Here is an 11,798-nt window from a genome sequence, read left to right as displayed (position 1 = left end):
AAGTAGAAGCTCCACCGTACAAAGCCCAAAATAAGTCTCCAACAAATGAAATACGATTTGGCGGAGACTTATTCATTTACAGTAGCTATCCTTTACATAAAGAAATCGTTTCCATATAATGAAAAGAAGGAATCATCTGATAATAAGGAGGGGCAAAATGAAGCAAGTAAAGGAAGGGACATTGCTTTGGGAGCCAAGTGAAGAAAGAAAAACAACCGCTAAAATTAACAGTTATATCAAGTGGCTAAGTGAACATAAAAACATGCATTTCCAAGATTATCATGCTTTATGGGATTGGTCGGTTCATGAAATAGAGGCATTTTGGGCTAGTATTTGGGATTATTTTGATCTTCAGACAGAAGAAGGCTATCAAACTATTTTGTCCTCCCACCAAATGCCAGGGGCAAAATGGTTTCCAGAAGCAACGGTAAACTATACGGAACATATCTTTCGAAACCGTGCGACTTCCGACCAATCCGCGATCATTCACACATCGGAAAACAGAAAAATAAAGGCAGTATCATGGAGGCAGCTCTATCAAGATACAGCGGCTATGCAACAAGTATTAAAACGTCTAGGCATTCAGAAGGGAGACCGCATTGTTGCTTATTTGCCGAATATTTATGAGGCAGTCGTTGCGTTTCTAGCTACTGCAAGTGTTGGGGCAATCTGGTCCAGTGCTTCTCCTGATTTCGGTACACAAAGTGTCATTGACCGCTTTCAGCAAATCGAACCAAAATTATTTTTTACCATTGATGGCTATTTATACGGCGGAAAAGCTTTTGACCGAACTGATGTAGCTGCCGAGATTCAATCCAGTTTACCAACATTAGAAGCAACCATTACGATTTCGTATTTAGAAAAACAAGCAACTTTCAATTCTTTACAGCATGTTATTCATTGGGAAGCGGCAATGAAAGAAGCTCCCGTTCGCCCACTAAGCTTTACGTATGTCGCTTTTAACGATCCTCTATGGGTACTCTTCTCCTCTGGAACAACAGGAAAACCAAAACCTATTGTTCAGAGTCAAGGCGGTATCTTGTTGGAACATTTAAAAGCACTGACGTTTCATGTCGATCTCGGAGAAGATGATCGTTTCTTCTGGTTTACAACAACGGGATGGATGATGTGGAATTTCCTTATTGGAGGCCTACTAACAGGAAGTACCATCATATTGTATGACGGAAATCCTGCTTATCCTTCTAAAGATAGATTGTGGCAGTTAGCAGAAGAAACGAAAATGACCGTATTCGGAACAAGTGCGAGTTACATTACTTCCTGCATGAAGGACAATATAAAGCCGTATGCGAATTATGACTTGAGGCAGTTGAAAAATATCAGCTCAACTGGATCTCCGCTTCCACCAGAAGGTTTTTTATGGTGTTATGAAAATGTAAAAAAGGATTTATGGATCGCTTCTGCCAGTGGAGGAACAGATGTATGTACTGCATTTATTTTAGGAGTCCCAACTTTGCCAGTTTATGCTGGAGAATTGCAATGTCGCGGCTTAGGAGCTAAAATCGAATCTTTTAGTGACAATGGGGAGCCGGTAATAGAAGAGGTTGGTGAACTTGTATTAACTGAACCGTTCCCATCTATGCCGATCTATTTTTGGAATGACCCGGACGACACCCGTTTAAAGGAAAGCTATTTTGATGTTTTCCCGGGTATATGGAGGCATGGGGATTACTTAAAAATAACCAAACGAAAAACATGCGTCATTTACGGACGGTCAGATGCAACGATTAACCGAGGTGGTGTGCGCATTGGCACAAGCGAAATTTATCGAGCTGTGGACCGCATCCCCGAAATTGCGGACAGCTTAATTGTCGATATTCCGCAACCAGATAGTGATTCCTTTGTTCCATTGTTTGTTGTGATGAAGGACGGTTGGCAGTTAACAGACGATTTAAAACAACAGATTAACCAGCATATTCGAGCACACTGCTCTCCTCGCCACGTTCCTACTGGCATTTACGAAGTTCCAGATTTGCCAAGAACGTTAAACGGTAAGAAACTGGAAATTCCAGTGAAGAAAATATTACAAGGGAAACCGATGGAGCAAATTGTTAACAAAGGCTCATTACACAACGCTACAGCATTAGATGCCTTTTACCAATTTGCCGAAAAAATAAAAACCTGAACCTAATTCCACGCAGAAGAATTTGGCACAAAGATGCAGGGCGCCCATTTAGCAACGTGGCGACTGGAACGAAGCAACTATAAGGAATCATGCCACTAAAACTGGGGGATGCCGACGTCTGAGTGGCAAGCCGTTTTTAGTCGGCCTTCCTCTTAGCGGAAAATCGATGAAGCCTTATCCAAGGCGTTTTTGTGAAGTCGCATCGTTGCTGAGCTCATGCGCCTGACGTGGCTATTCCGTTATTTCGTTATCCCCTAGCACATAAGTTTATACTTTCTGATCTTTGGAACAAATGATGCTATTAACTCCAAAGGCGAGTAATGCTCAAGAAATACTTGTCGACTCCTGCGGGAGGGAAAACATCAGTGAATCCCTGCAGTACATTAGCACTAGAAAATTTGCAGCCGCCCTAAAGTGCACGAATTATGTTTCCAGAGCGGGTTATATGCAATATCCATCATTCCTATATAGGGAAAACTTTTGCAATTAGACATTGTAAAGACACGCAGTATGAAATCTGCCTAAGCTTTCACCAACATAACTATTCCAAAACTCAGGTGTGCAGTACGACCCCACTTCGGGAACCAGATTAGATGCATTGCAGGGTTAACGATACCTAAATCCCCTATTCGTTGATCCGGTAAGTGTCAACCACCTTTTTCAAGAAAGCTCTAATTCAATCAGTGGGAGATAAATAAACCCTCCACTGATTGAAGATTCACTTTTATACGTTTAATTTTGCTACCTGCTTTTGTGTAAGTAGGCTTACTACAACATAAACGAAAAATGAAATGACAACAGGCATGACGACAGAATGGATACCAAACGGCTGTGGAAAAAAGGTATCTGATAAAATATATAGCCCGACTCCAGCAATCATGGAAGCAAGTGCACCGTATTTATTCCCTTTTTCCCAATATAATCCCAATACGATTGGCCAGATAAATGCCGCCTCTAATCCACCAAAGGCAAACAGATTTAACCAAATGATCAAATCAGGCGGGTTTAAAGCCATCAAAAATATAATCACACCAAGCAATGCAGTAATACCAATGCTAATTCGTTTAATTATCTGTTGTGAAGCGTCTGGTTTTACGTAATTTAAGTAAACATCCTTAACTATTGTTGAACTAACTAACAATAATAACGAATCTACTGTCGACATAATGGCCGCCATAGGCGCTGCCAGCACCATTCCCGCCAACCAATTTGGCATTACCTCTAAGGCGATTAAAGGCATCACCTTATCCCCGACTTCAATACCAGGTAAAATTGGTCTTGCAAATACACCGATTAAATGCATATTCAGCATAATGAATCCAACGACAATTGTTCCAATGATAATGGCACGGTGCATTGATTGAGAATTTTTATAAGACATCGCTCGTACCGCTATTTGCGGTAAAGCAACAACCCCGACTCCAACAAGGATCCAAAAAGAGGAAACGTAAGCAGGTGTTAATTGCCCTTCTGAACCATAAGGGGTAATCAAATTCGGGTTTTCAGCACTTAAATCAGCTATAATTGCTGGTACCCCTCCGCCTGCTATAATGACCGCAATAAGCAGAATAAGTGTACCACCAAACATGATACTACCTTGAATCGCATCTGTAAGAGCAACAGCTCGAAAACCGCCAACTGTAACATAGATTAACACAGCTACAGCAAAAATGAACAATGCACTTGTATAATTAATTCCCATCAATGATTCAATTAATCTCGCTCCACCAATCCATTGAGCAGCCATCGCGGAAAATAAAAAAACAATAATACTAACTGCTGAAAAAATAACCACCCATTTGGACTGGTAACGTTCTTTTAGAAAATCGACCATTGTCAGTGCTTTATACTTTCTCGTTATAACAGCAAATTTTTTCCCTAAAATCATTAACACGAAGTAGCCTGTAGCGACTTGTGACATAGCAAGTAGCACCCAGCCGAGTCCTTCATTATATGCTGTTCCAGGACCACCTATAAAACTGCTTGCACTTCCGTACGTGGCTGTCATTGTCATCGCAAGCACAAATCCACCAAGGCTTCTTCCGCCTAAAAAATAATCCTGAGCAAAATTTGTCGATGCCTTTAAATATCCTCCTGCCCAAACCCCCACTCCAAAAATAACGATTAAAATTACAATTAATGGTACGAGTGATTCCCAATTCATTCTGCGTCCTTCTCCTCATCAAATGAAATAGCTACGAAAAACTTTTTCACAACGATCGTAACAAGAATTGCCATAACGATAAATCCAAGCACACAACTATAAAAAAACCATGCCGGCAACCCCAAAATATATGTATAATCATCAGGCTGTTTATTTCCTAATCCGTAAGCGAAAGCAAACCACCATACAAAATTAAACACAACTAAACCTAGGCCTATCCACGCTTCCCGATTGGCAATTTTTACATCTTGCTTTTTCATCGATACTTCACTCCTTTACGAATCTACCATTTTTTAATTACCAACAATATATCGCAATTATTTCATGAATGTAAAGAATGGGGTAGAAAAACGACTTTTGGAAAATCTTAATTCACCAAAAATGATCCTCCCATCAGTTATAGTTTCCATATATTCACGTGGTTTATTAATACCACAGCCGGTATAATTTCAAGGTGTGAAGTTCCGCTATCTCTTGCTTAGACTTTATTACAGTTCAATTATCCAATTCCTAAAGGGAAAGACCTATGATGCGTTGTACTTAGATTAACAAACTGATATTGTGTTGCGAACCGTTACATAGTGAATAACTTATCACGACAAGTGGAAAACATACTACTCCTATAGAGAGCATAAAAGGTTACCCTTATGGAAGTTTAGAACAATGTCTTCATGAAAATTTTGGCTTTAAATGTAGGTACCCATTGTTTAATGAAGATGTTTCTTATTTAACCACAAGCCTGCAAGATTGTGTTAATAGATCTATCAAGTAGCAAGCAATTATTTTTTTAAAGTCAAAGGCACTTAAAAGCTGACTTCTAAACTATAAAGATATATAATAAATGAAAATTTATAACGTAGGTATAGAAATGAGGTATAGAAATGAGTAAACCTGAATTATATGTAAGTTTAGCTGTCGGACCTGATTGCGCTATGGAATCCTATGCATTACGATCCACACTTGAATCCTTTGGGGTGAGAGTTACTATGCATTGGATAGGAAGACCAAATGATCTTGTAAATATACTATCTGGTGAAGATCGCGAAGATAAAATGGACTATTTAATATTAAATTTCCATGGTGATGAAGGCAGATTTTATATCAACGAATTAGCTGAGGAAATCTATGAACCTAATGAGCCAAAAGGGGAGTTTTTTTGTGCTACAGACGTACTGCAATTTGCAAAACTGGAAGGTATAAAAATTATTGCAGCAGGTTGTACGTTAGGAAGTGAATCATTGGCAAAAGCCTTCCTTAAAAGTGGATGTCACTCTTATCTAGGTCCTGATGATGATATAGATGGTAACGCTAACTTAATGTTCATCATCAGATTTATGTATGAGATAATAAATAATAAAAAAAACCAGCAAGAAGCATTTGAAATCGCAAAGTCTATCGATCAAGAAACCTCGATGTTTAAAATTTATTCAGCTTAAGAAATTAAAAATTGGAGATTTGTTTGCCTGACGTAAACGGAAGAGTAAATGAAAATAGCACCTTTATTCATGTGATATGCCCCCAATACAGTTGTAGAGAATTTTTATTATTTCTCTGCATACCATATTGGGAGCATATCAATAAAATGTGAATGACAGGACAACTTTCCGTTCAGAAAGCTGTTTCTGATTTATTATTGATAAGGTCCATAGACATTAGTAGGAAACCTCATCCCCAAGTTCATGTGGACATAATAGGTAGTATATCCTACATATTCCATGGCTAACATAACAGAAATCAGCGAATACCCTTCATAAAACGTTGAATTATTGGAGATAACAGGAATAATGCTAAACCTAGAAAAATAGCAATTGTTCCAATTACGCCAAAATATATGATTTCCGTTGCTGGTTTATAAAGCTTCACAATTTGCGCATTAATTGCCTGTGCTGAAGCATTGGATAAAAACCAGAGACTCATTGTTTGCGCAGAAAATGCTACTGGAGCAAGCTTTGTTGTTGCGGATAAACCTACAGGAGACAAGCATAGTTCTCCAATAACGACGAGTAAAAAGCTAAGGACAAGCCATACAGGACTTACTAAGCTATCCGTTCCATTGATCGAAGCCGGGATAATCATAACTAAAAAGGATAAGCCAGCAAAGAACAAGCCGAGAGAAAACTTTTTCGATGTTGATGGTTGCCGTTCACCTAATTTTATCCATAGCCCGGCAAATACTGGAGCCAAGGCAACGATAAATAATGGATTTAGCGACTGAAACCAAGATGATTTTAGATCTATACCAAGAAATTCTAATTGTGTTCGTTTGTCCGCATACTCGGCTAAAATAATAGAACCCTGCTCCTGTATCGCCCAAAACATAATGGCAGCGATGAACAAAGGAATATAGGCAAGCAATCTTGATTTTTCGTCTGCATTTGTTTTTGGACTACGATACATAACGATAAAATAAAGCGTAGGTATTATAATACCTAATATACTAACAAAATAAGTAAACCGATTAATGGTTAACAATCCTGTTTGCATAGTGATGGCACCTAATAAAATAATGATAATAATACCTGTAGTTATTGTACCAAGTACTTTTTTCTTTTCTTCTTGGGCAAGTGGATTCGGTACATACGTTCCTGCTAAACCAAGATATTTTTTTTTGGTAATTATAAAAACGATCAAACCTAATAACATACCTACTGCCGCTACACCAAATCCTAAATGATAATTATATTCTTGTCCTAACGTACCAACGATTAATGGTGCAATAAGTGCCCCCATATTAATTCCCATGTAAAATATACTAAATGCAGAATCTCTTCTTACATCTGATAAACGGTAAAGATCTCCAACTACACTGGATACATTTGGTTTTAACAAACCAGTACCCATGACTATTAAAAACATGGATAAAAACAATCCTGTTACACCTGCAGGTAGTGCTAACACTATATGACCAGCCATAATCAGTACACCACCGTAAAATACGGTCTGTTGCGTTCCTAATAACCGATCGGCAATCCACCCGCCGATAATTCCTGACATATACACGAGCGATCCATAAATTGCCATAATGGATTTGGCCGTATCATTGTCGATACCCAAGCCACCACTAGCAACTTCGGTATACATATAATAAAGTAAAAGCGCACGCATTCCATAGTAGGAGAAACGTTCCCAAAATTCTGTGAAGAAAAGTGTAAAGAGACCTCTCGGGTGTCCAAAAAAACCTGTCTGGGGAACGCTCTGTACAATTTCTTCTTTACTATGTGTTGACATAATTCAAACTCCTTCAGAATAAACTGATAATTATATTTTTTGTTGTATTTATGGTACTCCTCTGTATTTCAAACGTCAAACTTCGAAAAATTGTGATATTTTCACAATGAAAACTAATTACCTTTAGATAAATGACAATCGGGTTCCCCTTGATGCACGCATGATTTAGCCATGTTTAATATTTTTAATAGAAACGTAACTATTTGTTCTAAAATAGTCTTTTTGAATAGTTAAAGTTCAAAAAAATGTCATTTAATGAGGTTTCTCTTGTTTATTTTTACATAATACTTGAAATAATGTACATAGTTAATTATAATAAGATTTGTGTCTATACGGGGTCATAGCTCAGCTGGGAGAGCGCTACGCTGGCAGCGTAGAGGTCAGGGGTTCGATCCCCCTTGACTCCATCACACAATAAGGGGAGTGCAGTGACATTAGCCACTGCACTCCCTTTTGTATGCTTAAATAAAAATATGCCCAAAGCATGAATCTTTCTTTTCGCGCATCTTCCTATTCAAGCATTGTACTCTTCTTCCATGTCTTTCCCATGTTTTTGTATATGATGAGACCAGTGTTTAGCAAATACCTATTTAAAATATGGGGTTCCTTATTCGTGGATAATGCGTTATTTGCGTTAATATAATTAGTTTCCTACCCTCAATAACACCGCTGATTTTGATCACTCATGACATAACATCAAATTTTATTTAACATTTTTTATAGTCCTCAAGAAATTACGTTCCTTTATTGCTTTTGGTATACCACATTAAAGGTTGCGTAACATCATTGTACCTTTTAATAAAGGTGCTCAAGCATCCATTATTACTCCATTCTTGAGCTCGCTTGTGGAAGACGCTATCATTCATTTTAATATTTGAGAAGAAGTTACGTACAGGTCAATAGCAGATTGAAGCATATAGTTAACCATTTACACACATTGTTTTTTAGCGTAAGAAACAACAAAATTATCTTAAAAATAATAATAAATTAATATGCTCTTTACACTGTTTATGTATTGTTAAAGCGTACCCAATACTAAAGAAGAGGAAGTGAAGGACAATGAAAAGGAAAAAAGCCTTGTTGTTAACTGTACCATTTATATTAGCAACATCTTTATTTGGAGGTGCTGCAAATGCAGCACCGAGTGACAACTGGTTACAAAGCAATAAAACAGAATTAAGTGCTCATCGTGGTGCACAAGTGGCGGCGCCTGAGAATACATTAGAAGCGATAACTCAGGCTGGCCTATTAGGATATGGCTTTGTTGAAATTGATGTCCAAAAAACCAAGGACGACCAATATATATTGATGCATGATAAAACGATTGATCGTACTACGACAGGCTCTGGAGAGGTAAAAGATCTAACATTAGAAGAAATCCAAAGTTTTGATATTGAAGATAAGGAGGGAAATGTAACCGATTATAAAGTCCCAACACTTGAGGAAGTATTAGAGGAAGCTCATAAATACAAAATTGGTATTAACTTTGATGGTTCAAAAGGTGACTGGGATGATAAAGAATTCGTAGACCGTATTGTGGAAGAAGCTAAGGAAGCAAAAGTGTTAAATCATTCATTCTTTGTATTAAGTAAAGAAGCTATTCGAAATCAATTTAACGAATGGTACCCAGAAGCAACTGTTACGTTCCTTGGAAATGCATTGAAGAATGCAGATGCTGATATTGAAAAATTAAAGCAATATAATAACGCCATTTACACAACATCTATTAACAATATAGATAAAAAAACTGCCAAAAAAATTAAAAAAGCAGGTCTGAAACTCCATGTATACTCCGTTAACTCTGCTATAGCATATGAAAAAGCGAAAACTATTCATCCGAGGCTGATTGAAACAGACGTAATTATACCTTAATACCTTTCAGAATATGAATATGCCAAAGGTCCCTGCCTAATTGGATTCAAAGAAAAATCTCGTCAATCAAAAATGAATTGGCGAGATTTGCCAGTGCTAAGCAATTCTCACCCTCCATCTAGTTCTTTTCACTATTTTTGTTAGAAACGCTCCCGCTGGATGTATATTAGCTGTTTATTTCAGAAGAATATATCCAGCCCCTCTTCCATGCAAAGCACTTTTTTACCTCGACCATCCAACTTTAAGCGAAAATTTTCTCAACGATTCAGAGGTTCTTCCTACCATTCTTAAACCATCAAATAGTCTTGGTTAATTGCAAAGAAACGAGGTAAAACAATAAATCCGTGCTTGGCACGTTCTAAACGTTGTTTTGCTCCAAAAATTGCTGGTGGAGATGGGATAATATAACCCAACTATGGAATCATTCCCTCATTTCGTTTGTCTCCATTAAGAATCCCGCTTGCTTTAAAGCCATTTCTGCTTCGTTTAATTGTTCTTCTTTATCGGCAAGCAATGTATGCAAATGGACGCCACCTGTAAGTTCGGACAAATATGCTGCACCAGTGGATGTGATTTTGTGGATAAATTGCTCTACTTCTTTTCGGTTCGATACCATAATCGAAGCTGTCAAATCACCATAAACAAGATGCTCTATCGTTACATCCTTTACCGTTATTCCATGGTCGACAAGGATTATTAATTCCGCTTCTGCTTGATCAGGTGTATGCTGACAGGCAATCGTCTTTTCTACGCTTCTATCGGCTTTGGGAGACAAATACATATATCCTTGACTCGTAGCAATAATCGGTTCCTTCCTCGCTTTTAGCAAAGTCACATCATTAACAATTACCTGACGGCTAACATTGGTCCTTTTTGCCAGTTCTCCACCAGTAATTGGGGTGTTGGCATTTTTTAATAGACTTAAAATTAAATTCCTTCGCTCTTCACCGAACAATTTTTTCTTTTCTCGCAATCTTTATCACCTATTTCCTTATTTCCTACAACAATTTCCTTCAATACTTGTACTAATTGAACAATATCATTTTCGCTCGTATCTTTGCCGAAAGAAATTCGGATAAACTCCTTTTGTCTCTCCTCTGAATATCCCATCGCTACCATTGTTTTTCCTGCTGTCGATGATGCTCGTCCACAGGCAGTTCCAGTTGATATGCAAAAGCCTTTTCGATTACATTCTAACATAATTAACTGTCCTTCATAATTAGGAAGTGTAAGTCCAACAATATGAGGTAACTGTGATACAGATGATTCAATTACCTGTTGCTGCGACTTTAGCTCTCTTTTTAACGCTGCTAAGAACAGCCGCCTTAATTTAATTGCGCTATCCCATTCTTCTCCAACGTACTTTAATGCCGCGGCAGCAAAAGCTGCAATACCAGGAGTGTTAACTGTTCCGCCCCGAATCCCGTGTTCATGAGTTTGTAAAGGAAATATACCTTTAATGGCGAATCTTGGTTGAATATAAACCGCTCCTACGCCTTTCGGACCATATAGTTTATGTGATGAGATGGAAAAGCTGTCGACGACCTTATGCAAATTTGATAGATCAACTTTACCAAAGGCTTGGACAGCATCAGTATGAAAAATTATTTCTGCATGCAATAGCTGGCGAATTTTCTCAAGTGGTTGAATAGAGCCGATTTCTGAGTTAACATATCCAATCGTTGTCATAATTGTATCAGAACGAATTGCTTTTTCTAACTGAAGCAGATCTACTTGTCCATCTTTCGTATACGGGATTTTCGTTACTTCAAACCCCTTATTTTCTAAATACGATAAGGCTGAAAAAACGGAAGAATGTTCGGCTTGTGAAGTTATAATATGCTTGCCTTTATACGACTGACTGAGGGCAAGTGATACAATTGCAAGCTGGTTGGATTCTGTGCCGCTTGAGGTAAAATAAATCCCTCTTGGTGGAACATGTAATAATGTCGCTAAACTTTTACGACTATTTTCCAGTACTTGTTTTGCTTCTCCTCCTATATGGTGTAGGCTACTTGTGTTTCCCCAATAATGTGCAGCCACCTGCTGATAGATGACTAATACTTCTTCATCTATTGGCGTTGTAGCGGCATAATCAAAATATATCACTTTATTCTCATCTCCTTTCCATCATCCTGATAGATATTTCTTACCTACTCTTAGAACTTTACTTGACGCAATCCTTTAGTGAAAGCTGTAGTTATTCTTATACTTAGAGCCTAGCGTTTTATACTTTATTATATTTTTCAGACAACAGTTTTCCTTCTTCCCCTCTTCACAGCCCTTATTTTCAACAAACTTTTTCGTCCAAATTTGCTTTTTATTTTTAACCGATTTTTATGGTCTATAAATAATAATGATATAACACTTGTATTTAGTTTAATAATATGT

At 37.8% G+C, this 11,798-nt stretch carries 9 protein-coding genes and 1 tRNA gene; 4 read left to right on the top strand and 6 right to left on the bottom strand.

Annotation, left to right across the window (positions count from 1 at the left end; translation table 11 throughout):
• Positions 1-157 precede the first annotated feature (157 nt).
• Positions 158-2,143 carry an acetoacetate--CoA ligase gene (locus D1839_RS00865; protein ID WP_120377997.1) on the top strand — a complete coding sequence of 662 codons (1,986 nt, stop codon included), beginning with the start codon at positions 158-160 and terminating at the stop codon, positions 2,141-2,143.
• Between the two features lie 724 nt (positions 2,144-2,867).
• On the opposite strand, the gene panF is transcribed toward D1839_RS00865, so the two are convergent.
• Both panF and D1839_RS00855 read right to left on the bottom strand, forming a co-directional pair.
• Positions 2,868-4,307, bottom strand: coding sequence for a sodium/pantothenate symporter (panF, locus tag D1839_RS00860; RefSeq protein ID WP_120377996.1), 1,440 nt, complete (start codon positions 4,305-4,307; stop codon positions 2,868-2,870).
• A complete protein-coding gene (locus D1839_RS00855) occupies positions 4,304-4,567 on the bottom strand; it encodes a YhdT family protein (protein WP_120377995.1) in 264 nt (87 codons plus the stop codon). The genes panF and D1839_RS00855 overlap by 4 nt, the downstream gene beginning before the upstream one ends.
• Before the next feature lie 621 nt (positions 4,568-5,188).
• Between D1839_RS00855 and D1839_RS00850 the strand changes: the two genes are divergently transcribed.
• Positions 5,189-5,743: a delta-aminolevulinic acid dehydratase gene (locus D1839_RS00850; RefSeq protein WP_120377994.1), complete on the top strand. Its 555-nt coding sequence runs from the start codon at positions 5,189-5,191 to the stop codon at positions 5,741-5,743.
• A 298-nt stretch (positions 5,744-6,041) separates the two neighbouring features.
• On the opposite strand, the gene D1839_RS00845 is transcribed toward D1839_RS00850, so the two are convergent.
• The gene (locus D1839_RS00845; RefSeq protein ID WP_120377993.1) at positions 6,042-7,535 is read right to left on the bottom strand and encodes a peptide MFS transporter; all 1,494 of its coding nucleotides are present in this window, start codon (positions 7,533-7,535) and stop codon (positions 6,042-6,044) included.
• Between the two features lie 334 nt (positions 7,536-7,869).
• Between D1839_RS00845 and D1839_RS00840 the strand changes: the two genes are divergently transcribed.
• Together D1839_RS00840 and D1839_RS00835 are read left to right on the top strand one after the other, a co-directional pair.
• Positions 7,870-7,942, top strand: a tRNA-Ala gene (locus tag D1839_RS00840).
• Positions 7,943-8,594: 652 nt separating this feature from the next.
• On the top strand, positions 8,595-9,407 hold the full coding sequence (locus tag D1839_RS00835) for a glycerophosphodiester phosphodiesterase (RefSeq protein ID WP_120377992.1): 813 nt from the start codon (positions 8,595-8,597) through the stop codon (positions 9,405-9,407).
• A 287-nt stretch (positions 9,408-9,694) separates the two neighbouring features.
• Here D1839_RS00835 and D1839_RS20660 read toward each other — a convergent pair whose 3' ends face one another.
• The 3 genes from D1839_RS20660 to D1839_RS00825 are packed head-to-tail and all read right to left on the bottom strand — an operon-like array spanning position 9,695 to position 11,516.
• A complete protein-coding gene (locus D1839_RS20660; RefSeq protein WP_286164674.1) occupies positions 9,695-9,820 on the bottom strand; it encodes a hypothetical protein in 126 nt (41 codons plus the stop codon).
• Between the two features lie 8 nt (positions 9,821-9,828).
• Positions 9,829-10,380: a transcription repressor NadR gene (locus D1839_RS00830; RefSeq protein WP_120377991.1), complete on the bottom strand. Its 552-nt coding sequence runs from the start codon at positions 10,378-10,380 to the stop codon at positions 9,829-9,831.
• Entirely contained in the window at positions 10,335-11,516 is a 1,182-nt protein-coding gene (locus D1839_RS00825) for a cysteine desulfurase family protein (RefSeq protein ID WP_120377990.1), read from the bottom strand. The genes D1839_RS00830 and D1839_RS00825 overlap by 46 nt, the downstream gene beginning before the upstream one ends.
• Between the last annotated feature and the right edge of the window lie 282 nt (positions 11,517-11,798).

The sequence above is a fragment of the Roseburia sp. 1XD42-34 genome (assembly GCF_009917385.1).
GTDB lineage: Bacteria > Bacillota > Bacilli > Bacillales > Amphibacillaceae > Virgibacillus.
Note: the sequence above shows the minus strand (reverse complement) of the source record. Positions and strands in the feature narration are given on the sequence as shown.

Bases quoted from the DNA above. Each gene is read 5' to 3' on its own strand.
- D1839_RS00865 (WP_120377997.1), top strand. From the start codon at position 158: ATGAAGCAAGTAAAGGAAGGGACATTGCTTTGGGAGCCAAGTGAAGAA.
- panF (WP_120377996.1), bottom strand. From the start codon at position 4,307: ATGAATTGGGAATCACTCGTACCATTAATTGTAATTTTAATCGTTATT.
- D1839_RS00855 (WP_120377995.1), bottom strand. From the start codon at position 4,567: ATGAAAAAGCAAGATGTAAAAATTGCCAATCGGGAAGCGTGGATAGGC.
- D1839_RS00850 (WP_120377994.1), top strand. From the start codon at position 5,189: ATGAGTAAACCTGAATTATATGTAAGTTTAGCTGTCGGACCTGATTGC.
- D1839_RS00845 (WP_120377993.1), bottom strand. From the start codon at position 7,535: ATGTCAACACATAGTAAAGAAGAAATTGTACAGAGCGTTCCCCAGACA.
- D1839_RS00835 (WP_120377992.1), top strand. From the start codon at position 8,595: ATGAAAAGGAAAAAAGCCTTGTTGTTAACTGTACCATTTATATTAGCA.